Annotated in this window: 27 protein-coding genes; 3 read left to right on the forward strand and 24 right to left on the reverse strand. The window is 38.9% G+C overall.

Annotation, left to right across the window (positions count from 1 at the left end; all coding sequences use genetic code 11):
• Positions 1–58 precede the first annotated feature (58 nt).
• The 7 genes from J7E81_RS13755 to J7E81_RS31375 form a co-directional block, all read right to left on the reverse strand.
• On the reverse strand, positions 59–1453 hold the full coding sequence (locus J7E81_RS13755; protein WP_215044340.1) for a sigma-54 interaction domain-containing protein: 1395 nt from the start codon (positions 1451–1453) through the stop codon (positions 59–61).
• Positions 1454–1513: 60 nt separating this feature from the next.
• Positions 1514–2368 (reverse strand): putative beta-lysine N-acetyltransferase, encoded by an 855-nt coding sequence (gene ablB, locus J7E81_RS13760; protein ID WP_215042927.1) that lies wholly within the window; start codon positions 2366–2368, stop codon positions 1514–1516.
• A gap of 163 nt (positions 2369–2531) precedes the next feature.
• Complete coding sequence (locus tag J7E81_RS13765; RefSeq protein WP_215042929.1) at positions 2532–3806, reverse strand: peptidase; 1275 nt, start codon at positions 3804–3806, stop codon at positions 2532–2534.
• 29 nt (positions 3807–3835) lie between these two features.
• Complete coding sequence (locus J7E81_RS13770) at positions 3836–4501, reverse strand: 3-oxoacid CoA-transferase subunit B (RefSeq protein WP_215042931.1); 666 nt, start codon at positions 4499–4501, stop codon at positions 3836–3838.
• Complete coding sequence (locus tag J7E81_RS13775; protein ID WP_215042933.1) at positions 4486–5178, reverse strand: CoA transferase subunit A; 693 nt, start codon at positions 5176–5178, stop codon at positions 4486–4488. The genes J7E81_RS13770 and J7E81_RS13775 overlap by 16 nt, the downstream gene beginning before the upstream one ends.
• A complete protein-coding gene (locus J7E81_RS13780; protein WP_215042935.1) occupies positions 5179–6534 on the reverse strand; it encodes an aspartate aminotransferase family protein in 1356 nt (451 codons plus the stop codon).
• A gap of 175 nt (positions 6535–6709) precedes the next feature.
• Positions 6710–6868, reverse strand: coding sequence for a YjcZ family sporulation protein (locus tag J7E81_RS31375; RefSeq protein ID WP_374104041.1), 159 nt, complete (start codon positions 6866–6868; stop codon positions 6710–6712).
• A 119-nt stretch (positions 6869–6987) separates the two neighbouring features.
• On the opposite strand from J7E81_RS31375, the gene J7E81_RS13790 reads away from it, so the two are divergent.
• Positions 6988–7575, forward strand: a complete 588-nt coding sequence (locus J7E81_RS13790; protein ID WP_215042939.1) for a DUF502 domain-containing protein — start codon at positions 6988–6990, stop codon at positions 7573–7575.
• Between the two features lie 45 nt (positions 7576–7620).
• On the opposite strand, the gene msrB is transcribed toward J7E81_RS13790, so the two are convergent.
• Both msrB and msrA read right to left on the reverse strand, forming a co-directional pair.
• Positions 7621–8052 carry a peptide-methionine (R)-S-oxide reductase MsrB gene (msrB, locus tag J7E81_RS13795; protein ID WP_215042941.1) on the reverse strand — a complete coding sequence of 144 codons (432 nt, stop codon included), beginning with the start codon at positions 8050–8052 and terminating at the stop codon, positions 7621–7623.
• On the reverse strand, positions 8042–8533 hold the full coding sequence (gene msrA, locus J7E81_RS13800; RefSeq protein ID WP_215044342.1) for a peptide-methionine (S)-S-oxide reductase MsrA: 492 nt from the start codon (positions 8531–8533) through the stop codon (positions 8042–8044). Before msrA ends, msrB begins: the two co-directional genes overlap by 11 nt.
• 227 nt (positions 8534–8760) lie before the next feature.
• Between msrA and J7E81_RS13805 the strand changes: the two genes are divergently transcribed.
• On the forward strand, positions 8761–9513 hold the full coding sequence (locus J7E81_RS13805) for a DUF4397 domain-containing protein (protein ID WP_215042943.1): 753 nt from the start codon (positions 8761–8763) through the stop codon (positions 9511–9513).
• A 25-nt stretch (positions 9514–9538) separates the two neighbouring features.
• Here J7E81_RS13805 and J7E81_RS13810 read toward each other — a convergent pair whose 3' ends face one another.
• From J7E81_RS13810 to J7E81_RS13820, 3 genes are all read right to left on the reverse strand, one after another.
• Entirely contained in the window at positions 9539–10117 is a 579-nt protein-coding gene (locus J7E81_RS13810) for a YpmS family protein (protein ID WP_215042945.1), read from the reverse strand.
• The gene (locus J7E81_RS13815; protein WP_251028641.1) at positions 10118–10948 is read right to left on the reverse strand and encodes an SGNH/GDSL hydrolase family protein; all 831 of its coding nucleotides are present in this window, start codon (positions 10946–10948) and stop codon (positions 10118–10120) included.
• Positions 10949–11141: 193 nt separating this feature from the next.
• Positions 11142–11717 (reverse strand): SCO family protein, encoded by a 576-nt coding sequence (locus J7E81_RS13820; RefSeq protein ID WP_215042946.1) that lies wholly within the window; start codon positions 11715–11717, stop codon positions 11142–11144.
• A gap of 244 nt (positions 11718–11961) precedes the next feature.
• Here J7E81_RS13820 and J7E81_RS13825 point away from each other — a divergent pair, with 244 nt between their 5' ends.
• Entirely contained in the window at positions 11962–12852 is an 891-nt protein-coding gene (locus J7E81_RS13825) for an MBL fold metallo-hydrolase (protein ID WP_215042948.1), read from the forward strand.
• Positions 12853–13355: 503 nt separating this feature from the next.
• On the opposite strand, the gene J7E81_RS13830 is transcribed toward J7E81_RS13825, so the two are convergent.
• From J7E81_RS13830 to J7E81_RS13885, 12 genes are all read right to left on the reverse strand, one after another.
• A complete protein-coding gene (locus tag J7E81_RS13830) occupies positions 13356–13877 on the reverse strand; it encodes a hypothetical protein (protein ID WP_215042950.1) in 522 nt (173 codons plus the stop codon).
• Between the two features lie 176 nt (positions 13878–14053).
• Positions 14054–17974: a fibronectin type III domain-containing protein gene (locus J7E81_RS13835; RefSeq protein WP_215042952.1), complete on the reverse strand. Its 3921-nt coding sequence runs from the start codon at positions 17972–17974 to the stop codon at positions 14054–14056.
• A 75-nt stretch (positions 17975–18049) separates the two neighbouring features.
• Entirely contained in the window at positions 18050–18889 is an 840-nt protein-coding gene (locus J7E81_RS13840) for a TasA family protein (RefSeq protein ID WP_215042954.1), read from the reverse strand.
• A gap of 66 nt (positions 18890–18955) precedes the next feature.
• Entirely contained in the window at positions 18956–19504 is a 549-nt protein-coding gene (locus tag J7E81_RS13845) for a TasA family protein (RefSeq protein WP_215042956.1), read from the reverse strand.
• A 26-nt stretch (positions 19505–19530) separates the two neighbouring features.
• Entirely contained in the window at positions 19531–20160 is a 630-nt protein-coding gene (gene sipW, locus J7E81_RS13850) for a signal peptidase I SipW (RefSeq protein ID WP_215042957.1), read from the reverse strand.
• A 441-nt stretch (positions 20161–20601) separates the two neighbouring features.
• A complete protein-coding gene (tatC, locus tag J7E81_RS13855) occupies positions 20602–21354 on the reverse strand; it encodes a twin-arginine translocase subunit TatC (RefSeq protein ID WP_215042959.1) in 753 nt (250 codons plus the stop codon).
• 152 nt (positions 21355–21506) lie between these two features.
• Positions 21507–21701, reverse strand: coding sequence for a twin-arginine translocase TatA/TatE family subunit (locus tag J7E81_RS13860; protein ID WP_215042961.1), 195 nt, complete (start codon positions 21699–21701; stop codon positions 21507–21509).
• 328 nt (positions 21702–22029) lie between these two features.
• Positions 22030–22524, reverse strand: a complete 495-nt coding sequence (locus J7E81_RS13865; protein WP_215042963.1) for a dihydrofolate reductase — start codon at positions 22522–22524, stop codon at positions 22030–22032.
• Positions 22521–23315 (reverse strand): thymidylate synthase, encoded by a 795-nt coding sequence (locus tag J7E81_RS13870; RefSeq protein WP_215042965.1) that lies wholly within the window; start codon positions 23313–23315, stop codon positions 22521–22523. The genes J7E81_RS13865 and J7E81_RS13870 overlap by 4 nt, the downstream gene beginning before the upstream one ends.
• 92 nt (positions 23316–23407) lie before the next feature.
• Complete coding sequence (locus J7E81_RS13875) at positions 23408–23986, reverse strand: TerD family protein (RefSeq protein ID WP_215042966.1); 579 nt, start codon at positions 23984–23986, stop codon at positions 23408–23410.
• 95 nt (positions 23987–24081) lie between these two features.
• Positions 24082–24693 (reverse strand): TerD family protein, encoded by a 612-nt coding sequence (locus J7E81_RS13880; RefSeq protein ID WP_215042968.1) that lies wholly within the window; start codon positions 24691–24693, stop codon positions 24082–24084.
• 33 nt (positions 24694–24726) lie between these two features.
• A complete protein-coding gene (locus J7E81_RS13885) occupies positions 24727–25830 on the reverse strand; it encodes a toxic anion resistance protein (protein ID WP_215042970.1) in 1104 nt (367 codons plus the stop codon).
• Positions 25831–25832: the final 2 nt, after the last annotated feature.

Here is a 25832-nt window from a genome sequence, read left to right on the forward strand (position 1 = left end):
GCTAATTCTTGATTGATTATCTTTTTTGATTCAAAAAAACCGCCGAAAATTCGGCGGTTTAGTAAGGGATTTTTTTTAATTTATATTGAAGAGTCTGCCTTGGTATATCTAGGAGTTTGGCAGCTTGATTGATATTTCCCTTAGACAGATCGAGAGCACGTTTGATTAGCTTTTTCTCCATATCGACCAAGTTCTTTCTTAATGATAGATTGTCGGAAGAATGGTTAATTTCTTGAGCAACAGCAGTATTCGGCTTTAGGATAACCGGCAAATCATTGAACCTAAGGAGATTTCCCTCACATACATTCATCATGTATTCAAGCGTATGTTTAAGTTCCCGGACGTTTCCAGGCCATTGATAACCCGTTAGGAATATCTCTAAATTCTTTTCAACACCTTGAATGTTCTTACTTAAGAGCCGATTAAACTCTTGGATAAAAAAATCGGTTAAGTACAAGATATCCTCTCTCCTTTCCCTTAATGGCAGGAGAGAAAAGGTAAACACGTTTAAGCGATAATAAAGATCATGGCGAATCTTCTTTTCTTGGAGGGCTAATTGGGGGTGGACATTCATAGCTGCAATAACACGGACATTGACGGAACTATTTTGTGAACTGCCTACCCTGCGAATCATTCCGTCTTCTAATACCCGTAACAGTTTAGCCTGAAGTTCTACTGGCATTGTATGAAGTTCATCGAGAAAAAGGGTGCCGCCGTCAGCCAATTCAAACAGTCCTTTACGGTCAACCGCCCCTGTATAACTACCTTTTGTTGTTCCAAAGAGAATGCTTTCAAGGAGTGTTTCGGGGATAGCTGCACAATTCTGAGCTACAAATGGACCATCGGAACGATGGGACTCATGGTGAATCCCTTGGACCATCAATTCTTTTCCAGTTCCAGATTCTCCATAGACAAGAATCGGTGCATTTGATTTTGCCAGTTTCTTAGCCTCTGCCTTGGTATGAATGAAATCAGGGTTAATCGTTCTAATATCATTTAGTGTATACTTTACCTGCTTTACGCGCTTTTTAGAGTTGCTTTTAAAAAGACCTTTTTGTAAGTCTAACAACCTTTCAGCAAGCAGCTTCATTCTAGAAAAATCTTTGGCAATTTCCACTGCACCAACCATGTCCCCTTTAACAGAAATAGGCAGCGTGGTATTAATGGTGTCAATCCTCACTCCGTGAATATTTACGTATACTTGCGTTTGATTAAAAATGGGCTTTCCCGTTTTTATTACCTGTAAAAGAGTGCTCGACTCTTCTGTTAAGGAAGGAAATACATCCATTAGATGCTTTCCCAACACTTCATCTACATTCATCCCATCATGCTTGGCTGCTACTTCATTATAAAAGATCGTCCTCCCTCCCGTATCGACGACATGGATTCCTTCATCGATACTTTTGAGAATGGCTGTCAAAACCTCTTGTGTTAATGCCCTTAACTGTCCTATTTTATTCACCTGCCTTTTAAAGGATCAAGGTGCTGAAAAATTGGCACCCAAGCCGAAAGTTTAGCAGTTTGCCAGATTTTTTACCCACATATTCATATCCTCTAGTTTGTCGTAGATGTAGCAATTATTCATGAATCTGCCTCTATAGGAATACCCTAGTTGAAATAATGCAGCATTCATCCCAAACGACAAAGCTCTAGCTATGGAATAAGCACAAAAAATACCATTATTCCTTAGTTCCTTTTCTAATTCCTGAAGGATTAGTTTCATAAGTCCATATTTTCGATGCTCGGTTAACGTGGCACAATCTGTTAGCTCAGCATTTTTGTAATAAGCGTTTATCTCAGCAGAAGCCGTACTGACTATTTTTCCTTGATACGTAAAAACATAATAGATTGTCCCATCCTTCATGGTCTTCTTTATATAGTCAGGATTATGCAATGGTGTTGGGTAAATCTGAAATACTTGTTTATATAAGGCCGAGAGTTCGTCAACACTGTTTTCATCTGCCTTCTTTAATTCATATTCCTTTGGTGGGATTGTTTTATCTAGTGAAGGGCTTAATTGGTAAATACTTTGAATCATTCTATCTTCAGTAATCCAATGGTCATTTCTCTTTCGTTCAGGCGAAAAAAATTTAGAAAAAAAATGAGCGTCTGAGCCAAGAAAATAACGGTCCACTATGGCTTCAGGCTGGAATCCCGCTTCGATAAAAGTTAAAAAGTCCTCACTTCGGCCTTTAATGATCAGTTTTTCCATTTGATGCTGTGTAACAAATTCTGTTACTCTCTCCAATAAAAGTTTTGTATTTCCACGATAGTCATCAACCCTGATTCGTTTATTAAATGGATCTAGATATAATTCACAATAATAGTTCGCTTCATTGACGTAAATTGTAGATGCGGTTTGGTTCATAAAGTCACTCCTCAACAACTTTCTATAAAAACGGAGCTTGTTCTTCACTAAAAAACGAGATTCAAGTCTGGCTGAGAAATAGCCAGACTTAAACGTATACTCTCCAAATGATAGTCAGCTTTGTCATTTCATAATTTTTGCAATCTGGAACTAAAAGTGACAATTAGTACGTTTCCGCGATTTCACACCATCTTAATATGGTTAAGGCGATGATTTTACTTGCTGCAAACAAATCATCTAAGAGGATATGTTCATTGGCATCATGTGCCAGCTCCGTTATACCAGGACCAAAGACGACAACAGGAGTATGGCCAACAGTCGAGAGGATTCCTCCGTCTGTACCCCAAGGACTTGCTTCAATAACAGGGGACTCTCCTTTTATTTCTATAAAGCAGTTCGTCAATTCGTTGATTAGAGGATGGTTGGTCTCAAGAGTTCCTGGCTGCCATCTGCCCCCAAACCATTCAAGCTTGAGCGGGTGTTTCTTCAGCCATTCATCTTGATCACACAAATTTTGCAAGCATCTTTCCAGTTCCAACTGTGCAGATTGGATGCTTTCTTCAGGAGACACACCCATCCTTCCTTCTATTACGGCGGTATCGGGGACGGATGAAGGCCACTCTCCACTCATCATTTTGCCAATATTAATGGGGATAGGGATAGGGATTTTTTTATAAAGAGGATCTGTAACTCTAGCATTTCGATCTTTCTCTAATTGTTGCAAGCTCTGAATCACTTGTAGAGATTTCTCAATAGCACTAATACCTTCATATCTTGTTCCTCCATGTGCTGCTTTACCTGTTACCGTAATACGGAACCACATGGAACCCTGTTGTTTTGGAAACATCTTCATATTGGTTGGCTCAGGAATGATGGCTCCATCTGCCTGATAACCTCTTAAAACCGCAGCAAGTGTACCTGCTCCACCGCTTTCTTCTTCTATAACACTCTGAAAAATAACATCTCCTTTTAGCTTTATACCAGAGGCAATAATCGCTTCCATTGCCATTAAAAGGGCAACATTTCCCCCCTTCATATCGGTTGCCCCTCTTCCATAAAGCTTGCCGCACTCAATCGCCCCACTAAATGGATCATCCGCCCAGTTTGACTCATCTCCAACCGGGACTACATCAATATGACCGTTTAAAATAATCGATTTTCCTCCACCAGTCCCTTTTAATACAGCGACCAGGTTTGGGTTTCCTTCAAAACTTTGGCGGTCGCAGCAGTAGGCTGGGTGACTTTTTAATTCATCACCGCCAATTTCCCATATATCTAGTGTTAAACCAAGCTGGCGGCATTTTTCGATGACAATAGCTTGTGTACTGCTCTCATTTCCCCGTGTACTATTCTCTCGGACCAGCAGTTGTAAAAGCCGTGCTGCTCGTGCCTGATTTTCCTTTAGCCATTGCTTAACATAGTGCTCATATTTTTCCATTGGGTTTCCCCCCATGCCAGATTTCCCGATTAGTAAGGTATGTTGCGAATACTTTCACAAACTGTAAATTCACAGCCTGTTTTACTAGCCACACGATCAAGATCATAAGGAGCAAATAATTCTGTCAAAAGCAATCCTTCTTTAGATACTTTAAAGACAGCTAATTCTGTAATAATCAAATCCACGCAGCGAGAGGAAGTTAAGGGTAGTGTACATGTTTTAACAATTTTGGGCAGACCGTGTTTATCACAATGATTCATTACTACGATCACCTTTTTAGCCTTATGGGCGAGTTCCATCGCTCCCCCCATACCTGGCACTTTTTTCCCCGGAACAATCCAATTCGCCAAGTCACCATATTGACTTACTTGAAGGGAACCTAAAATGGTTATATCCACCCTGCCCCTGCGAATCATTCCAAAGGCAACAGCACTATCGCAATAGGAACCACCCTTTACTAAGGTGACCGGAAAGCCGCCGGCATTACACAAATTCTCATCTTCTTCTCCTTTTACGGGACTGGGTCCCATTCCAGTAATCCCATTCTCTGCATGAAACATCACACGTGTTTCTTTTGACAGGTGGTTAGGAACAAGCGAGGGGATTCCAATCCCGAGATTAACCACCATTCCAGTTAGAATTTCCTCTGCTGCCCGTTTAGCCATTTGGTTTCTGATATCTACTCCCATGCCCATTGCCAATTCACCCCTTGTGTAGAAATGATATAGTCAACGAATACCCCAGGAGTTATAATTTCATCCGGGTCAAGACTTCCCAATGGGACAATTTCCTCTACCTCAGCAATGGTTATTTCTCCAGCCATTGCTACAAGCGGATTCGTATTACGGGCGCTTTTGTCATAGATTAAATTGCCATAGACATCTGCCTTTTTGGCATAGACAATCGAAACTTCGGCTGTTAAAGCCGTTTCCACTAGATATTCGTTTCCATGAAGCTGATAGCGTGGTTTGTCTCTAGATACGATTTCATTGTCCATCCCAATATCAGATAAAATAGCTGGCAGTCCCACCCCTCCAGCACGAATTCTTTCAGCTAATATTCCTTGTGGTGAGAACTCAACCTCCAACTTTCCATCATGCATGAGCTGGCCGGCAACGGGATTTGAACCAATATGTGATGCAATAACTTTTCTCGCGCGTCCACGGCTGACTATTTTCCCTATGCCAATATGGGGAAATCCTGTATCATTGCCAATTAAGGTAAGATCTTGAATACCCTTCTCCAATATTGCATCAATTATGGTTGGGGGTGTACCAACCCCTCCAAAACCGCCGAACATTAAGGTCATTCCATCGTAAAAACATTTCATAACAGCCCCTACGGTAGTTATTTTTCCAAATGGGTTTTCCATCTAATGTTCATCCCCCATTCCTGTACTAAATTCGTTCGAAAAAGCTGTAAAAGTGGCTTTTATCAGTAAGACCAATTCCTCCATCTCCCGTTTAGTAATGGTTAAGGGAGGGGAGATAATAATGGCATCCCCATTTACTCCATCTAATCCAGCACCTGCGGGGTAAACAAGTAATCCTTTCTCTTTAGCAAGTTCGATTATTTTTGCTGTAACAGTGGACGTCCTCGGAAATGGGGTTTTCGTGTTTTGGTCTGCGACCAGTTCAATCCCCAGCAGCAAGCCCTTTCCTCGGACGTCTCCAATAAAAGAGAATTGTGACTTTAACTTTTCAAGCTGATTTTTCAAATAGATTCCCTTCGATTCTACTTCTTTCAAAATCTCGTTTTTTTCTAAGTACTCCAATACTGCCAAAGAAACTGCACATGACTGTGGGTTGGCACTCAAGGTATGTCCGCTCATTACGGACTTTGAACCAGCTAGTATCGGCTCCATGACTTTGTCACTTGCTACTGCAGCAGCAATAGGAGCAAATCCTGCTCCCATTCCTTTTCCAAATGCAACAATATCAGGTACGATTCCCCATTGCTCACAGGCTAGCATCGTTCCTGTCCGCCCAAAGCCAGTCATTACCTCATCTGCGATAAACAGGATGCCATTATCGTCACAGATTTTTTTTATCTGTTTAAAATAATCTTTTGGCGGAGCAATCGCCCCTCCCGCAGCTCCAATTACTGGTTCAGCTATAAAGGCTGCGATTTGTTCAGCACCTATTCGTTTAATTGAGGTTTCTAATTCTTTGGCACACAAGTAATTACAAGAGGGGGCTTCCAGATTGTAAGGACAACGGTAGCAATAGGGTGGGTGAATAGCAGGAAAATCTTCTAAGAGAGGAACAAACCGCGCCCTCCTTCCTGGATGACCAGACATCGAGAGCGCTCCCATTGTAATACCATGATAACTAACCCATCTAGAAAGAATCTTTGTCTTTGTCTGGATTCCTTGTTCTTGCCAGTATTGAATCGCCATCTTCATAGCAGTCTCGGTTGCTTCGGAACCACTGTTCACAAAAAAACTCCAATTCAGCTCCCCCGGTATCATTTCTGCAATTTTTTCGGCAAGTTTTTCAGCAGCTTCACTTGTAAATTGTGAACGATAAACAAAAGAAACCTTTTTGGCCTGTTCCAGCATCGCTTCCATGATTTCCGTTACCCCATGACCGATGTTCGCGGTCACTGCACCTGAAGCAGCATCCAGATATTTTTTTCCTTCCATATCAAATAAATAAACCCCTTTGCCATAATCAATGACCGGGTATAGTTCATCTAACATCGGTTTGATTAGAAATGATTTTTCCACCATGGACACCACTTTCTTTATCGAAATAGGTAGTAGTTATATTCCATTGTATGAAGTGATTTTTCATTCTATCATCTCATTTCTACAGGTCAGCTAAAGAAATATTGTATTATTACGAAAAAGTTTGAACCTAAAAAAGAAAGCTGACCCTCTGGGGTCAGCCATTTCGTTTTTATTAATAAGTCCAGCTTGCGCCAATGATGATTAACAAAATAAATAATACAACAATTAACGCAAATCCGCCAAAGCCGAAGCCAAAGCCTCCGCATCCACCTACTGGGTATGCAGGATAACCACAGCAGCCATCAAAACCATAACCGTAACCATGATACATTAACATTCACTCCTCAATAAATATTTCTCTTTACATATGTACACTATGAACTAGTTGCTTGACCTGTATGTGCATTCGCCTATATGATGAGAGACAATGATATTTTTGTGGGTGATAGGATGAAATCAATATTAAAGAATTTTATTAATGGTATTTTAACAATTGTTCCGATTATTTTGGTCATTTATGTTATTTACAAAACCTTTGTTTTTTTGGACAGTATTCTTGGCAACTCATTAAGACCTTACTTCAAAGATGATTACATACCCGGATTTGGTCTTTTAACCACTGTCATCCTAATTACCGTCTTAGGCTGGATGTCCACCAAATATATAACCGGAAAGATCATTAAATTAATTGATTACCTGCTTGAAAAAATCCCTGTTGTTAAGACGATTTATTCGGTTATAAAAGATACCGTTCAATCCTTTCTCGGTGATAAGAAATCCTTCTCCAAAGTGGCTTTGGTGGTAATCCCCGGAACAGAAATGAGAAGTATTGGGTTTATTACATCAGAGGAATTGGAGGATTTTTATACTCCCCTAAAAGACCATGTAGCCGTCTATATTCCGCAAACATTTCAGGTTGCCGGATTTACTTTTTTAATTCCTAAAGACCAAGTAGAGATTATTGATGTGAAGGCAGAGGATGCCATGAAGTTTGTCCTCTCTGGCGGAATGACATCGACCTCTAAACAGAAGTCATAGGAGAATTATTTTTCAAGAAAAAGGCGTCCAAGATGGACGCCCTTTTTATTTGTCATTAAATAGGTTGATAAATTCCTTGTAGCCTTCTTCCTCAAGCTTCTCTTTTGGGATGAACCTTAACGCCGCTGAGTTAATACAATAGCGCAAACCTGTTGGCTGTGGTCCATCATCAAAGACATGCCCTAAATGGGAATTAGCTGATTTACTTCGGACTTCTGTCCGAGTCATAAAATGACTATAATCTTCTTTTTCAATTACTTCATCAGCTTCAATTGGTTTTGTAAAGCTTGGCCACCCGCATCCGGCATCAAATTTATCAAGTGAACTAAATAATGGCTTACCAGAAACGATGTCTACATAGATACCTTCTCTTGTTTCATTCCAATATTCATTTCGAAAAGGCGGTTCTGTTCCATTTTTTTGCGTAACCTCATATTGCATGGGTGTTAATTCTTTTTTTAATTCCTTATTTTCCAAGTTTGTCCCCCCAATGGCTTTCAATAAACCCAGCACGGCCGGATCCGACATGATATGACTCATAATGAGCTCTATTTTTCTTATAGTAGTGCTGGTGGTATTCTTCAGCAGGATAAAAAGTTTTTGCTGGCAATATTGGCGTTACAATTGACTTTGAGAAGCGCCCGCTTTCTTCAAGTGCTTGTTTAGATTTTTCAGCAAGCTCTTTTTGGTTTTCATTATGATAAAAGATGGCTGTTTTGTATGATTGGCCGCGATCATAGAATTGACCGCCTGGATCGGTTGGGTCAATTTGCTGCCAAAATAATTCCAATAATTTTTCATACGGAAAAATATCCGGATTAAAGGTAATTTGAACGGCTTCATAATGTCCAGTCGTATCGGAACAAACCTGTTGATAGGTTGGATTTTCTATTGTTCCCCCTGTATATCCAGACAAAACACTTATAATCCCCGGTTGTTCATCAAACGGCTTGACCATACACCAAAAACAGCCACCGGCAAAAGTTGCTAACTGTTGAGTATTATCCACGTTCCCACCCCTTCATTATTTATATAAAAGTATACAGAAAGTTTTTAAAAAAACAAACTTATTGAAACAACCCTTGATTGTCAAATCCTTTCTACTATCATTAGAAAAGGATTAGACACCTACCTATATCAGCTTGAATAAATTATGATGTAATCCATAAGTTAGGAGTTAATAATATGTCCGAAAAAAGGAATCAAACTGATTATCTCCAAAAGGCAGCGATGTATGATTTGTTAGCCGAGGTCTATAAATACACCAACCCCAACTTACACATGCATTTCTATTTAAAACATTATAAATCTATGCAAAAAGCAATGAACTTGATGCGATCACCTGCTCAAGTTTATCCAGGAAATGCTCAAGTCCGATTCTTGCATACATCCACTGATTCCCCTAACGTTGATGTATATGTAAATGGGAGCCGTGTCATTAAAGATTTGGCTTTTAAACAAGTTAGTCAGCACTTGCCGTTAACAGCCGGCAAATACCATATCGATATTTATCCTGCCGGAAATATGGTCGATAGTGTGTTAAATAAAAATATAACTGTTGAAGATGGAAACTCTTACACGTTAACCACTATTAACTCCGTTAAGAAGATGCGCCTGCTGGTGTTTTTAAACCAGCCGGAGGTGCCTGTTAATGAAGCGAAGGTTCGTTTCATCCATTTATCTCCGGACTCAACCACAATAGATATTGCTGTTAAAGATCGTGATGTTATTTTCCCAATGGTTTCATACAAACAAGCTACTGAATATTTAGGATTAACCCCAATGACAGTCGATTTAGAAGTTAGGGCAGCGGGCAGTAAAAACATCCTGCTTCCATTACCAAAAGTAAGTTTTAAACCGAATGGAAGCTACACAATTGTCTTCTTAGGGCTATCAGCCGGTTCACCCGAATTTCAATATATTACTATTGAGGATTAAAAAATAGGTGCCTCCAACCGGGCACCTATTTTACTGGGACTAATATCGTGAAAGCAATATCGTCCTTCTTTAAATTAAATTTGTCTACCTTAATTTTCAAATCGCTTTTTTGTTTTAATTGCTGCATATGAATGTAAACCAAATGATTATTGGGTCTGATCTCCACACCTTTTGGCAATTTATAGTTCTCACTTATAAAGTTTAAAACGTACGAAATGGGTAGATGCAATTTCCCGACTGACATCGACTTTTGTTTTAAAATTAAATCCCCATTCTGTTGCGCCAAAGGTTCAAAAGTCAACTTCAATTTTAACTTTTCACTAAAAAAAGGCAGTGTACCATATAATTCCACCTCATCACCCAACAGAACCTTATATTCTATAGGGGAGTCTGCGGCTTCTTCTTTCAAATAATGGTTAATCAATCTGTTTAGATCATACTTGTTTGATCTAACATGAAAAGATACATAGTCTTCATTCGAAGTGTTTGTTTTTACTGGTTCCTTCTCTTTAATTGGGGCCGTAACGAATGTAAAAAGAATAATTGCAATTAATAAATTAATTCCTAACAAAACAAGGAATCCCAGTTTCCATTTATTTTTCATCTAATTCTCCTCATTGCTGACCGTGTAAGCCTTTTTCTCCAAATCAGGTAAAACCTGATTAGCTAATGCCTCATTAAGTCTCTCTGCTATTAATTTATATCCTTTATCATTAGGATGGAAATTATCTGTATACAAAATGTCTTCATTTGCATTTAAGAAGAGGTCTTCGATTGACACAAAAAAAGAATGTGAATATTGGCTAACTACGCTTTCACCGATTTGATTCCATTCAGCTACAATTTGATCCATTTCTTTTATGTCCGAAAACCACTTAGAGAATGGATTATATACGCCAACTAACACGATGGATGCATTTGGGTTTTCTTTGTAAATTACGTCGAAAATTTGCGTTAAATGGCTGCGATAGGATTCTTTTTCCTTAATAAAATCGGATACCTGCAAGTCTGAGATATTGTCTTTGACTATCTTCATAATATCATTACCACCAATGGTGAGGATCACCAAATTGGATTGACGCAGGATGGGCTTCATTTCCAGAGATTGAAGCCTTTTTAGCAGCTGTGTTGTCCGATTTCCTTTGACACCATAATTGTAAAAATCAACTTCCTGAATTCCTTTATCTTTTTCAAGCATCGATTTAAGATATGGCAAATAACCGCCTTGCTCTGTACTATCCCCGACACCTTGAGTGAGTGAATCACCTGCAGATAATACTGTCACCTTTTGAGGGATAAAATCAGCAGGGATGGGTTCAAAAACTGGTGAAGCAACTTTCTTTTCCTGATGAAGAACCATTGAGGCAGACTGACTGCAAGAAGATAAGAACATCATTGCAAGAATTAGAAGGGGGAAAACCTTTTTCACTTTCATTCACCTGCCTCCTAAGTAACTTATTCCCGGATCATTCTGTTAACAACCAAATTAAAGTAACCATAATATCAAGTGGTAATTTTGCCCGACTGCCACTGTCACTCTAATGTTCCTTTATTATAACACGACTATAAATATTCCAAACAAATATGGACCATATCCCTTCCAGAAAAAAAATAGACCTATTTAAGGTCTATTGTAATGTTTTAATATCGTTAATGATTTCCTCATAGGGGACATTTTTATACCCATTGTATGTTTTTTTAATATTCCCCTCTTTATCAACCAAGTAGAGAAAAGTTTGGTGTATCACTTGATTTCCATCCACCGGTTTCTTAACAATTGTCTTGAAGCTGTCAGATGCAAATTTTTCAATAAATTCTTGTGAATATCCAGTTAGGAACGTCCAATTATTAAAATCCACCCCAAATTGTTTCGCATAGTGTGTCAAAACTTCTGGAGTATCCACTGTTGGATCAACACTAAAGGAAACTAATTCAACATCTTTTAGATTTTCTTCTTTTAATTTTTTTTGAAGCTTTACCATGTTAGCAGTCATTGGAGGACATACATCTGCACAACTAGTAAAAATAAATGCAGAAACCCAAACCTTTCCTTTTAGATCCTTTAGATCTATTTGTTTATTTTGCTGGCTTGTGGCCGTGAAGTCCTTAATGGGCCAATTAACGGCATTTTCAATTTCCTTTCCGCATGCCGATAAAATTAATGTAAAAGCCAGTACAATTAAGAACAAAAATCGTGTCTTCATTTAATCACCTGCAACCTTTTCTCTTTTTCTAATTAAGAATAGTTTAACAGAGTTATAAAGTTGTTGAAAGCTATCAGCAATTTCCGTTTCAGCTTATTTTGCGTTTCAAAATGATCCTTTGAAAGGAACAAGAAAATAGGTGAAACTTCACCTTCCAATTATTTGAAAATTGTGATATTATGAATGAGCATTCACTCGGTTAACGATCAACTGAATTTTTGTTCATAAAGGTGGGTTATGCAAAATGAATCAGATTGGGCCAATTCTAATTCTAGAAGGTGCTAATTTCAGTAAGGTTCCTTATTCCAGAAGTCTCTATTTAAACTGTTCTGAAAAAGTGCTGATCGATACGGGGGCAGAGGCTAGGATTCTCCAAAATCTCAACCTTGAACATGGCGTTCAATTAATTATTAATACCCATTATCATCCTGATCATACACTTCATAATCACCTATTCCAAAATACAACAAAATTACTTAACCCAATTGAGTTTGAAACATCGCTTACGATTGAAGGGGTTGCTAGTGTTAATGGCGTTTTTCAAGAGTGGGGCCAAGAAGGTGTTGAAAAATGGAAGGCTACTCTCCCCCAAAAATGGGTGAAAAATCTTGGCGAAATTTCCGGTGCCTATGATTATGAGGTCGTATATCAATTCGGAGAGATAAAAGTGCAATTTTTACACACACCTGGACATACTAGCGGGCTTTCATGTCCATACTTTCCGGAGTTAGGAATCGTTTTTACAGGTGATTATGATATGACCTCGTTTGGACCTTGGTACAACGGAACTGATGGAGATATTGATGATTTTATAGCGTCTGGCAAACGACTGTTGACACTTGATGCTGATACCTACATAACTGGACATCAGAAAGGAATATTCTCCAAACAAAAATTTTGTCAGGCAATGGAACGTTTTCTAGAGAAGATTGAGCAGCGGGATGAACTAGTTACCCGTTATGTCCAGCAGGGAATGAACTTTGATGAATTAACCAATGTTGGCATATTTTATCCAAAGAAAAGTTTGGAAAACACTTTACTCAAAACGTGGGAAAGAAGCGGGGTACGGAAGCATCTAAACAGGTTAGGTTATGAAGTCATGGGAATGGATTGTCAATTAGTCAAGATAAAATAAATGGATGATGTCTATTAGACTCATCCATTTATTGTTAATTAGTATATCACCAGCTTTATTTAGTTAACTCGGCTTCTTCTGTTGGATGCTCTGGCTGGGATGTAGGGGTAGTTTGATTAACTTGAGTAGTTGTCATTGGTGACTCCACAGCATTCTTAGGCGATTGTTCCGCCCATGTTCTAGCTCGAATCTTTTCTGTTATCTCATGTTTGTCATTAAAATGGGCATTTGTGTTAGACGTTGTATATCCAGTTATTATAGTACCTATATAAATTAATGCTAAAAGTTGAACCACTATACCCACAAGTCTATTACTATTATTTTTGGGGAACTTTCTTATCCTAGAGTATCTAATGGTAATCACACTCCTGCTCACAGGGGAGGCTTACGTAATAAAACTAAAAAACCATTATGTATTCTTTTAAAAAAACAAACTAACAAAATGACTCCAGTATAATACCGGAGTCATCGGTTATTGCTCTTAAATACCAGCCCCGTAATTATTAATTTCCCATATCCATCGACTGATGTTCATTCACATCAACGGCCTTAAGAGTAAGACTCTTTGTTAGCCGATCCTTTTGACCATCTTTTATTGCACTCCCATGTTCTTTCGTAATGGTTCCGTCTTTAACGGCATTGTCAACGATCTGACTGTCAACATCCTTTAATTTTTGTAAGAATTGTGCTTTTGTCATCCCCTTCTCTGTGGCAATCTGAACTAATGTTTTCCCTTGTTTCATTTCATCCATGATCTTTATTGGCAGTACGTTTAATACTTTTGCTGCTTCACTGATTACGTTCATTTGGGTTAAACGGCTTCTGCGGATGGTATTTCCTGCTGTTCCTGCCTTATCCCTGGATTTCGGCGGTGAATACTGGGCCATTATTGCTTTGGCATCTACTGTAGGAGCTTTGGCTTTACTCTTTGCATAAGCAGGATTATTTTGCCAAGCAGCCACTCCTGTACCTGTAATCAAAAGCAGCGCAATTAAAGCAGAAAGCATGACTTTATTGTTTTTCATTCATGTACCTCCTTATTGCAAACTAATTCTTTTTAAAAATAATCTTTGTTTAGGCTGCGGCTTTACCATTTGGTAGAGTCGCAGCCCTGTCATGTCAGGTGCTTTTTTTAACCTTTAGGCTGTGTTCATCTTGAATTTTGAGTTCCGCTCCAATTAACCTTTAACACAGCCAACCTTTAAGGTGTTAGGATATTAATTGAATTTGACCATGTAGAATTTCCAATCTGATTTACAGCCCGAATTCTTACATAGTAGGTCTTTTTCTTAATGAACCCTGTTCTCGAATATATTGTCAAGTTACTTCCAGTATTGTAAGTGGAAACGTTCGTCACAAAGGTTGGGTCAGTTGAAAATTGAACATCGTAACTGCTAATCGTACCGGCAGGCGCCGTCCAACTTACTCTAATCGTATCCGTAGTAGTTCCGCTCGTTGCGGTAGCGCTTACTCCCGTTGGTGCTGCAGGAACATTCGGAATTGTCACTTTGAAAGTATTTGAATAATTCGATGGTGTATTACCATTTACTGCGTTTACACGATAATAATAGGTCATACCAGCCTGTACAGTCGTGTCAGAATAGGTAATGGTTGTTCCGCTGCCTGTTTTTATCCCACGTTTATCGATCACCGTGAAATTCACTCCATCATTTGAACGTTCAATGGTGAATCCGGTCTCATTCAATGATTGATCTATCCATGACAGTCTTTCACTTGGTCCGAATTGTACACTTCCTGTAAGATTACTTGGGGCTGCAGGTGCTGATGCCGTAATCGTCAAACTTACTGTGTTTGAATAATCAGATGACAGTGCTCCATTGACTGCCTTTACTCGATAAGTATAAGTAGTCCCTGCAGTTAAATTTGTGTCCGTAAACTTGGTAAGAGTTGAGGTCCCAACACAGCTAAAGTTTTTAGCATCCGTTGAACGTTCAACAATAAACCCAGTTGCATTTGTCGCATTGTCTGTCCATGTTAAGTTTAGGTTCACCCCAGATTGTGCAGCAGTTAAGTTGCTAGGTGCCATTGGAAGTCCAGGAGCAATAACCGTATTAGAAGGTGTTCCACCAGTCAGATAGGAAATCGGATCAAGCTGGTCGGCTGCCGTTGCTGCATTATACGCATCAATTCTATAGGAATAGGTTGTATTTAAGTATGCTGTAGTATCGGTGTATTTTATATTATTCGCTAACACAGAATCAATTTTTGTATACAATCCGACTACCCCTTTGATAACTGGGGCACGCATAATATTGAACCCAATCTCATTTGAGGAATTCCCCAATTTAGTCAAATCATAGTTACCATTATTAAGGGTAACTTGTGTAGGATCTGTCCAAGTTAAGTCTACTTGTCCCCCATTTGTCCTTGTTAAACTCAACACGGCTGCGCTTGGCTTTGTATTTATAAAGTTAAAATTCATTGTCCGCATCATATCGTTTTCTTCATGCCCTAATAAATGACAGTGCCATATATATTCCCAGGCAAAATTCGTCATCTTGTTAATGACAGTAACCGGATTTCCTGTCTGAGGATCCACGTTCATAAACTGGCCTGTAGACCCTATAGGCATGGTTGGATCAAGCGGGCGAATACTATCCGGGACTCCAAATGGCAGCTTCGGTGAAACTGGCCTTAGTGCAACAATGCAGTCTTCCAATGGGTTCATTCTTACGGTATCTTTCCAGCCTAGTTCGTTTACATCCGGGAACCTAATGGAACCATCCCAGCCAACTCGATTGATGAGCTGGACATCAAATAAATGGAAGTGCATTGCATGTGTATCGACCCCATTATGAGTAATCTTCCAAAGCTGTGTTCCATCACCTGTCGGGGAACCAATAGGTGTCATGGAATCCTGCAAGTTCTCTGTCGTTGGATCGACATACCCCAGCATGATGGTAGTTTGATTCTGGAAGTTGGTATTTGGCATTTCCACCCCAAGTGTTGAGTTCATCCGTCCATAGTTTTGTTCAAACTCCTCTGCAATTGCCTTCGGTTTAAGATCCATCGTCACTGAGGTGGTAGTTCCTGGAGGTGTAAAGGTTGATGAGTTGTCTTGAATATTAACCCATTTACGATTTGGATCATCTGGCTGATTTGGGAATATAAGCTCTTTTTGTCCTGTAGCAAAAGCATTTGGGAGGGCAGCATTCAATTTATCTACAGTATTTTGAGTTGTATCAGTCGCATTTGGATCTGCTGCAACCTTTATCTGCATGATCGTACGAGTATTGGGTCCAAAGCCCAGCTGTGTTGTTGGTGCTCCGCCAGTATTCTCACCTGTTGCTGATTGGTCTGGGTCCCCTGTATAGTAATCGTAACGGGGGTCAAAAGCTGGAACTGGAGCAGGTGCATCATTATAAAGTATAAGGGTTTGACCAGCATATTTACTGAAATCAACGACTACATCTGCCCGTTCGGCTGGTCCCAATAATAAAGTTTTAGTTGATACGTTTAAAACCGTAATACTTCTGCGTCCATATTCATAATTAATTGGTTGGTTTTTAAGGACTGCCGGCTTTGGTAAAAAGCCACTGTCATTTCCAATTTGAATCATTTCTGGTCCCGCTGTAGCAGGATCTGGAACTCCACCGTCACGACCATCTGACGGCCAAGTCGCCGGGTATCCCGTCTTATGGACAGCATCTACCATTTTAACTTCACCGGCATGTGCATCATTTAACGTTCCATCTGCTTTCCACATCTCCCCATTTGACTTGGCTTGATAGAATTGTAGATTCCACATTCTATCATTGGAAGCATTCAAGACTCGGAAACGATATGCTTTTGGATCAACAGTTAAAGTTGGATATACCGTTCCATTAATGACAGGTGTATCCATAAACGCTTCAGGAGTAGTCGATACATCTGGTGTCCCTGGATTCATAGGGGCTTGGCCTTCTTGACCATCTAACATATTCGCAACTGGGCCATTTTTCAGGCCTGTATTTGGCGGCCAGAACCATGGTCCATAATCCCAGCGACCCATTGGATTGGAACCGGACAGCTCATAAGGATCCTGGTTTGGCATGTAAACGTGCGGGAACCACGGACTACCCTGTCCGCCCCATTTATTCGTATCCCAGGTAGGATCAGTAGCTTTCAGCTGTGTATCAGATGGGACAAATGTTTTATCTTCGATGATTAATGGAATCTCCTTATTGCCGCTAGGAATAACACCCTGATCAATCAGAGCCTGCTCCACCTGATCTCGAATAAGATATCCAGCTGCCTCCCCGGCATATACATTTAACCGAGTCAGTCCATAACTGTGGTCGTGAAAAAACATGAGCCTCGCACTTTGCTGGTTAGTATAAAAGAATGTTCGGGATCCATCGCCTGGATCAGGCATATCTGGGACGTTCCGGACGCTAACCCCTTTTGGATATGGAGTATCCTCTCCAGCTGGAGTAATCCATTGATGAGGAGTACCATCGCTAATCCAAGGGGTTATACCGCCATGTAAATGAAGGGTGGCACGATTTTGCGTATATTTATGTACCCCATCTGGCCCCATCCCAGCCCCCATTAGGGTTTCGTCTACTGGCAAAAATAAATCTCCACCACTTCCTGTAGGCAAATTGTTCGTAAATTTAATACGTACAGGCCGATCCTTTTTAGCAATAATCACCGGTCCAAGGTAATTTGGCTTGCTGACGGAAGCATCTGTTGTATTCGTTTGCACATAGCCCCTAAGCCTAGTTGGCTGTAAGTCACTATGCATTTGTTCTTCATACTCTACTAAGGAAATTTCATAATAATCTGATCCAGGATAGGTTGTTGTATCCGGAACAGCAACAGGAAGATATTGCCCAAGATTGTTTTTGTTTGCTTCGCCCAAGCCTGGTAAAGTATCGACAAATTTTCTAATACCTGTACCCACAATGTGATTGCCGTTTGAATCAAATTCAGGCAGCTGGCTATTTGCATAGTTCGGTGTTGTCCAATAATCTGGAGTACTTCCTGGAACACCAGTTGCCGCAAGTGCCTTCAATGAAGAACTACCTCCAAACGGCGTTACCCCAACGGCTAATAAACCGGCAAGCATACCCAATTTAATTTTCCGACCCGCTACTTTCGTTTTTTTAAACCTAATCATATCGCATCAGCATCTCTCCCTAAAAGTTTTAAATGAACTATATCTATTTCTATTAAACTTGTTGCTCATTAACAGTTAATTGTTCTGAACCTGCTCCCAATAGGTTTTAAAAGTAAGATTTGCAGAAATGCCCTGATAGGAATTATCCGCATCCAATGGTAATTCCACTGTAAAAGCGAGCAATTGCGCTTTATCAGGTTCCGCAATAATACCCAAACTGCTTACATCTGCAGTATTAAGTAAATCAGATAAATTAGCTCCATAAAGGTCAGTTACTTTAACAAGTTCATCGGTAACTGTGGAACCAGTTGTACCGATAATGTCATTTATGTGCTGGAATAGGATTAGATTTTCAGCTTGTAACAATTGTCTTTTCCAATTTGGATCCTGGGCTGGGTCAGCTCCTGGGTTTTCAGCCGACCATTCCCTATATCCATCATTAAGGAACTTCATAATTTTATCCATTTGTGTCGCGTTCAGATTAGTTAGTTTTCCATTTAAACCTACTGAGTTAAACCACTTCACCTGCCAAATAATCACCTTTGCCTTTTGAGAAAATTTAAGATTTTCTTCTATCTTGCTCCCTTCTCCATTGGTAATTGAGACAGTCTTAAGCTTTGCTCTTAGATTTCCCTCATTCTTTAAGAAAAGCCCGCGGGTTTGCTTATCTCCTGGTGCCCAAGCCCCTGTTGGATTGATACCTGGTGCGCCCGCAGTCATTTCTGTATAAAACATGGGGCCGGTTGTTGGAACATCATCTCGGTTGGATGTTATTTTTAATGTCCCCGCCGTAAATTGGTTATTAGAATTTGATGCAGTGCTTGAAAATAAGGCATATGAGGCACCGCCAACGGTTAAACCTAGACCTAATATACCGGATAATGAGTAAGCCATAAGTTTTCTTTTTTTGTTCATTTTATTGATCCTCTCCTGTTAATAAGTTCAAAATGACAGAAACCATTAACACTCCAAAGTGGTTTGTCACTGCCAACTGATAGGACCCATTTGATTATTATCAGAATCGTATTCTGTATTATTTCGAGCTTGAACCGCTTTAACACTCAACGTTACATTCCCTGTTTTTCCTTGGTATTCGTTTCCTGCCGATGCAGGGAATTCAAAATCAACGTTAAATGAATGACTCTCACCTTCAGGGATAAGGATAGCTGCTGAATCAAAAGTAAATTGAACGCTCTTATCCCCTTCAAATAAGTCGCCAATACCGTTGTTTGCAATATGATCTGCATTAGTTATTAAGGAGTCTATTTTTACCCAAGCATCCAAATTTCCGGTGTTTTTAATTGTTAATACTTTCGTATCATGATCTCCAGGTGCGAGGTTCCTGATATTTACATTATCTTTAAATACAGCACCACCCGTCACATCATTGATACTTAGTGTTCCTGCTGTAAAGGTATTACCTGTGTTTTCTGTTGTAGAGCTAAACAGTGCAAATGTTCCTCCACCTATTAATGCTGCACCGAGTGCTGTGGTCAAAATTGCTCCTCCGATTTTCTGTCTAATGCTCACTTAAACTCCTCCTTATCTCCTGGTCGCTAACCATTTTTTAATTTATATTGAACTTCTTTAGTTCTTAAAGAAGCATCAACCATCGGCATGCCTTTAACTTGCTGTGTTTCTTTTTTAGTATCTATCATCTTAATACTTTTCCAGATGGAGAAGATTGACCAAATGATCATAATGGCACCAGGAACAATCAGCATTAGTACAGGCCCCAGCTTTGATTTAACAAAAGATAATAGATATCCGATAAAAGGTACCGTGAAATAATCGTATCGTGCGACAATATTTTCTGCTTGAACCGGGAGTGAATCCCTTCCATCGTTGTTATCTCCTTTCGTTATATATTGGAGACGGTCACCTGCTTTTTCGATTTCAATAATTCGGTGGGTAATCAATAAATTAGGAGCATCTGCCGCTTTAAATGTAATAATGTCACCCTTCTTTAATTCTTTCGTATTTGAAACAGGAGTAACCGAAATAATAGAACCAGTTTTGATATCCGGCTCCATTGATCCAGATAAGACGGTTAATATCTCATGACCCAAAACTATCGGCTTTCCCCCCGTAAGTTTGGAGGAAGTTAATGTAATAACCATAAAAATCAATATTCCATAAATTAATAAAGAAACCATTTTACCCAGCCATTTTTTTGTTTTTCCCAATTCAAACACCTTCTTTATTTTCATCAAAAACGTTCTTTTTAACGAACTTATAAACATAGTATATTTGATTTGCAAATTCTAATAAAATCCCAAAAATAGGCATTTCCCCCTGATTAAGAGCAAATTGGTGAGTTATTTCAACATTATCTCTTGTTATCTCAATATTACTTTCTATATTGCAAAAAATTATACTTATTTTGAGAATCGAACTATAAAACACCTTAAAATCAAGGTGTTTCCATATTAAAAGCAAAAAAAAATGAATTTTAAAAAACTTTTAATTACACTTTTAAATATAAATTAGTTTTCCAATATAACAAACTTAATAATGTTGTTTACTTATTTTAATAAATAGAACAAAAGAAGACCGGGCAAACAGCCCGGTCTTCTTTTGGTTAACAACTAGAGGCAAATTAGCTCTCCATGTCTTTTTTTTAACCATTATGCTTTTACAACTTCCTCTTTTTCTTCCTCATGGTCTTCATTTTGCTGTTGTTTTAATTTTTTTCGATAAACGAATTTTGATAAATTAATACTCACCTCATAAAGAAGTAACAATGGTATAGTTACGACAAAATCAGACATAAAATCCGGAGGTGTAATAACAACTGCAATAATAATTAAAACAAAATAGGCATACTTACGGATTTTTGCTAACACAAACGGATTAATAATTCCTAGAGAGGTTAAAAACATAACTACAACTGGTAATTCAAACAAAACTCCAAATGGAAGAGTCATATTCAAGATAAAGCTAAAATACCTCTCAGCAGTAAAGTTTGTAACAAACATATCTTGACCAATGTTCACCAAAAAGTTGAGCACCATTGGAAAAATAACAAAATACCCAAATGAAAGCCCCAAAACAAATAATATAAACAGTGCTGGAACATAAGTAACGGTTATTTTTCGTTCGTTTGGTCTAAGTGCCGGCCTAACAAATAACCAAATTTGTAGGGCTAAAACTGGAATCGTACCAGCAACAGCTACAACACCGGCGAGCATGAAATAAATCCACATAATATCACTTGGCCCAAGTACGAGAAGTTTCGTACTTCCCACAAACCATTTATAAATATCGTCAACATAGATAAAGCCAACAATAAAAAAGACGATAAATGCCAGAGCCGATATGATTATTCGTTTGCGTAGTTCCTCTAAATGATCAACCAAATTTAATTCTTTATCTTCCATGTACTTCCCCTGCCAATTTCAAAGGTTAAAATGTCATGCGTTAAATCTCCTGACAGTAAATAATAATTTCACTTAAAAGATTAACACGTTTTCACGCATCCATATAGGATTAAATTTCGAGAAGAAAAAGGTGCAAGATAGAATCTTACACCTTATTTAGTCAAATTTTTCTTTTCTTCGTTAAGATCTTCCATTACATCATCAGTTAGTTCACGAGTAGATTTTTTAAATTCCTTTAATGTTTGTCCAAAGGCTTTACCGATTTCAGGGAGTTTTTTTGGTCCAAAAATAATTAATGCTAGCGTTAAAATCAAAATTAAACCGGGTACTCCGATATTAGAAAACATGGATTTACATCCCCTTCAAATGATGTATTATATTTCTACTATGATTATAGTATTGAAATATCCTTTTGAGGTAATAATCCTCAATAATTCATAGTTATTTCACAAAATCCGATTAAAATTCGATTAAAGTGACATTTACCGTTCACAAATTAATTGTAATCACTATAGACAATTTAACAATTACAATCGGTTAAGTCAATCTTCAAACTGTTAATTTTTAATTAGGAATATTATGTCTATTAATTGATTAATTAATTATATCAAAAAGTAGAAGCTCCTTACTAAAAGTATAGTTCATAATAAAAAAGCATCACTATGATGCTTTTTATTATTTTTCAATTTTTCTATCATATATTCTAAATTCAAAATCGTAAGGATTCTCTTCATTTTTAATTCCTTTTTCAACCGATGTTAGGACCCAATCCTCTTGATTGAATGAAGGAAAAAATGTATCTCCTGCAAAGGTTTCGTCAATATAGGTAATGTATAGTCTATTTGCAAATGGTAACGTCTCTCGAAAAATTTCGGCTCCGCCAATGACAAAAATTTCGTTGTTTTGCTTTTGACTATATGCCACAAACTCATCAATGGATGAAAAAACGGTACAACCTTCACAGTGATAATGAGGCTGCCTGGTTATGATGATATTTTCTCGGCCTGGCAGGACGCGGCCAATCGATTCATGTGTTTTTCTCCCCATAGCAATCGGATGTCCCATTGTGGTTCTCTTAAAAAACTTTAAATCTTCAGGTAAATGCCAAGGGAGTTGATTATCTTTACCAATAGCATTTTTTTGATCCAGCGCAACAATAAATGAAATCATACACTGACGGCTCCTTTAATGTGCGGATGCGGGTCGTAACCCTCTAAAGTAAAATCTTCAAATTCAAAAGAATAGATGTCCTTTACATTTGGATTAATCTTAAGAATAGGTAATGGACGCGGCTCTCTTTCCATTTGCAATTTCACCTGCTCCAGATGGTTCTGATAGATATGGACATCTCCAAATGTATGAATAAATTCTCCTGGTTTTAAGTCACAGACCTGTGCAATCATTAGCGTTAATAGTGCATAAGAAGCAATATTAAACGGCACACCAAGAAATACATCAGCTGAACGCTGGTATAACTGACAGGAAAGCTTTCCATCTGCCACGTAGAATTGGAACATACAATGACAAGGCGGCAGAGCCATATTATCAATTTCAGCTACATTCCAGGCATTGACAAGCAATCTTCGTGAATTTGGATTGGTTTTAATCTGCTCGATTAATTCACTGATTTGATCAACGGTTTTCCCATCAGCCCCTGTCCAAGAGCGCCATTGATGGCCATAGACTGGTCCTAACTCACCATTTTCATCAGCCCACTCATTCCAGATCCGCACCCCGTTCTCTTGCAGGTAGCGCACGTTCGTATCTCCTTTTAAAAACCATAACAATTCATAAATTATGGATCTTAGGTGCAGCTTCTTTGTCGTTAAAAGCGGGAACCCTTCCTCTAAGTTAAATCTCATTTGATAGCCAAAAGTACTGATTGTCCCAGTCCCGGTACGGTCGCCTTTTATATGACCATTTTTAAGAACATGCTCGCATAATTGCAGATATTGTTTCAACTAAAGACACTCCCTGTCATTCATATTCCTCCATTGTATCATGATAAAAAAAAGCTGCCAATCATGATGGCAGCTCCCAAATGAACATAAACTTAAACTTCAAGACCAAAATTTCGACAAAGGGCCGCTAAGCCGCCTGCGAAACCACTACCAACTGCATTGAATTTCCAATCTCCATTATGGCGATACAGTTCGCAAAAAACAACGGCTGTCTCAACCGAAAAGTCCTCGCCAAGATCAAATCTAAGGACCTCACTGCCGGTGTCCTCATCCATCAGGCGGACAAAGGCATTAGCAACTTGACCAAAGTTCTGATTTCTTGCTTCTGCCTCATGGATTGTGACCGTAATCGCGATACGCTGAATATAAGAAGGAACTTTACTGAAATCTATTTTGATTTGCTCATCATCGCCCTCCCCTTCACCTGTGCGGTTATCACCTGTATGTTCCACCGCCCCTGAAGGGTGAATCAACTGATTGTAAAAAATAAAATCACTTTCCTGAAGGACCCTGCTGTTAGCATCCGTAAGAAAAGCAGAGGCATCCAAATCAAAGTCGTTACCACCATGATACCGGTTTGTATCCCAGCCAAGACCGACAATCACCTTTGTTAATCCAGGATTTGTTTTTGTCAGGTCAATTCTTTGTCCTTTTGATAAGTTAATACCCAAATAAATCACCTCGAGCCAAGCTTTTCAAATAAAAAGGAATGAATTTTTTTCGATTGTTTAGCTGCATTACATTTGAGTCATTCTTGCATTTCTTATTAACTGTAAGAACGAACAACCTCACTTAAACTTGCGGCATTCGTTCCGCTGCCAATAGCAGCAAACTTCCACTCATTGCCATGGCGATAAATTTCACCTGTGACAAGGCAGGTAAGTCCACTATAATTATCTGTTAAATTGTAGTGAAGCAGCTCTTGGTTTGTAGTAGGATTCACAATTCGAATAAACGCATTCTGAATCATTCCAAAATGCTGTTTTCTTTTTATACAATCATAAATATTAACAACAAAGACGAGTTTTTGAATGTTTGATGGGACACGGCTTAGGTCAATTACAATTTGTTCGTCATCACCGTCACCGTCTCCGGTTAAGTTATCCCCCGAGTGCTGGACACTGCCATCATTACTTCTTAAATTCCCGAAATAAATAACATCTTTATTGTTTTGTAATTTGTCATTTGCCCCAAGCATAATGACAGACGCATCACAGTCTACATTAGCACCAGCACTGCCGCCTCCGAATAAGCCGCCGAACAACTTGCCACCGCCGCTTTGAACGGGATCCCAGCCTAATCCTACTAGGATCTTAGTTAAGCCCGGATTTCCTTTTGTTAAATCAACTCGTTGACCTTTTTGTAAATTAATCGCCATTTCAATCACTCCATTAACATATTTGTATAGAACTTAGGATTGTTTCATATTTTTGAAGTTCTCTTGCAGCTGCTCTAAACGTTTCGTCCCTTCTAAACGAAGGCGTTTATTCTCCTCTTCAATTGCTCTTGTTTCCTGCATCCCTTTGATGATAATATTCCAGGATTCTTCAATCGTCTCGATTTTAATGCTCGGGCCGCCAGCAAGTCTGGCGATATCGGTACTTTGCTGAGAGATATTCTGTGCGTTTCTTAACAGCATCTCATTGGTCCTTCTGTCAAGCTCACTCATTGAATCTGCTACAAGCTTTTGCCTTTTTGCTGCCACAGCTTGTATTAAACCATTTTTAAAAATAGGAATCGTCGTCACAAAGGCAGAGTTAATTTTTCCAATAAGTTTGGTATTCCCTCTTTGCAATAAGCGAATCTGTGGTGCAGTTTGAAGTGAAACCATCTTAGCCATTTCCAGGTCATAAATACGCTGCTCGAGGAGTTCGATCGCATTTTTTAACGAATCTAACTGCATAGATGCAAGCTGATCCCCTTGGGCGACACGGGCCTCAAGCTGTGGAAGGGTGTTGTTCTTCAGCTCCTCAGCCTTTAATTCACCAGCAACAATATATTTTTCCAAGGTTAAATAGTACTGATAATTTTGTTCATACATTTGTTCTAGCATATTGGTCGCATCGACCATTTCATGCTGATATTTAGAGATTTCCACATACACTTTGTCTATTTCTGAGCCCATTGTCTGATACTTGCCAAACAGCTTTTCAACCATTTTTTCGCCTTTTTTAAAAAGCTTTCCGAATAGTCCCCCAGACGTCTTTTGAAAATCCTTGGCATCAAATTTATCCATTATTCGGCCTAGATGTTTTAATAGTTCACCGGAATCTTCTACTTTTGTCGTCCGCATATTGCTTAAAATTTGATCTGAAAAACGAGATATTTGCACTGCTGGTTCTTTCCCAAATTCTAATATTTGAATTTGGTCACGTTCATCAATCGTACGAGCCAAATTTTGAATTTCAGGTTCTTTGCGTAAAGCTAGTTTAATATCTGATACTTTTGTTTCGGTTAGAACATCATCAGCCGTTGCAGGTGTTAAACCATTTGATGGATTTGGTGATAAATTCACTG

The organism is Bacillus sp. ISL-18 (assembly GCF_018613415.1).
Taxonomy (GTDB): Bacteria; Bacillota; Bacilli; order Bacillales; family Cytobacillaceae; genus Neobacillus.

Bases quoted from the DNA above. Each gene is read 5' to 3' on its own strand.
- J7E81_RS13835 (WP_215042952.1), bottom strand. From the start codon at position 17,974: ATGATTAGGTTTAAAAAAACGAAAGTAGCGGGTCGGAAAATTAAATTG.
- msrA (WP_215044342.1), bottom strand. From the start codon at position 8,533: ATGGTCAAGCCGTTTGATGAACAACCGGGGATTATAAGTGTTTTGTCT.
- J7E81_RS13765 (WP_215042929.1), bottom strand. From the start codon at position 3,806: ATGGAAAAATATGAGCACTATGTTAAGCAATGGCTAAAGGAAAATCAG.
- J7E81_RS13840 (WP_215042954.1), bottom strand. From the start codon at position 18,889: ATGAACAAAAAAAGAAAACTTATGGCTTACTCATTATCCGGTATATTA.
- J7E81_RS13770 (WP_215042931.1), bottom strand. From the start codon at position 4,501: ATGGGCATGGGAGTAGATATCAGAAACCAAATGGCTAAACGGGCAGCA.
- J7E81_RS13805 (WP_215042943.1), top strand. From the start codon at position 8,761: ATGTCCGAAAAAAGGAATCAAACTGATTATCTCCAAAAGGCAGCGATG.
- J7E81_RS13865 (WP_215042963.1), bottom strand. From the start codon at position 22,524: ATGATTTCATTTATTGTTGCGCTGGATCAAAAAAATGCTATTGGTAAA.
- J7E81_RS13790 (WP_215042939.1), top strand. From the start codon at position 6,988: ATGAAATCAATATTAAAGAATTTTATTAATGGTATTTTAACAATTGTT.
- J7E81_RS13775 (WP_215042933.1), bottom strand. From the start codon at position 5,178: ATGGAAAACCCATTTGGAAAAATAACTACCGTAGGGGCTGTTATGAAA.
- J7E81_RS13880 (WP_215042968.1), bottom strand. From the start codon at position 24,693: ATGGCGATTAATTTACAAAAAGGTCAACGAGTTGATTTAACAAAAGGA.
- tatC (WP_215042959.1), bottom strand. From the start codon at position 21,354: ATGGAAGATAAAGAATTAAATTTGGTTGATCATTTAGAGGAACTACGC.
- J7E81_RS13825 (WP_215042948.1), top strand. From the start codon at position 11,962: ATGAATCAGATTGGGCCAATTCTAATTCTAGAAGGTGCTAATTTCAGT.
- J7E81_RS31375 (WP_374104041.1), bottom strand. From the start codon at position 6,868: ATGTATCATGGTTACGGTTATGGTTTTGATGGCTGCTGTGGTTATCCT.
- J7E81_RS13815 (WP_251028641.1), bottom strand. From the start codon at position 10,948: ATGAAAGTGAAAAAGGTTTTCCCCCTTCTAATTCTTGCAATGATGTTC.
- J7E81_RS13810 (WP_215042945.1), bottom strand. From the start codon at position 10,117: ATGAAAAATAAATGGAAACTGGGATTCCTTGTTTTGTTAGGAATTAAT.
- ablB (WP_215042927.1), bottom strand. From the start codon at position 2,368: ATGAACCAAACCGCATCTACAATTTACGTCAATGAAGCGAACTATTAT.
- J7E81_RS13820 (WP_215042946.1), bottom strand. From the start codon at position 11,717: ATGAAGACACGATTTTTGTTCTTAATTGTACTGGCTTTTACATTAATT.
- J7E81_RS13830 (WP_215042950.1), bottom strand. From the start codon at position 13,877: ATGAAAAACAATAAAGTCATGCTTTCTGCTTTAATTGCGCTGCTTTTG.
- J7E81_RS13860 (WP_215042961.1), bottom strand. From the start codon at position 21,701: ATGTTTTCTAATATCGGAGTACCCGGTTTAATTTTGATTTTAACGCTA.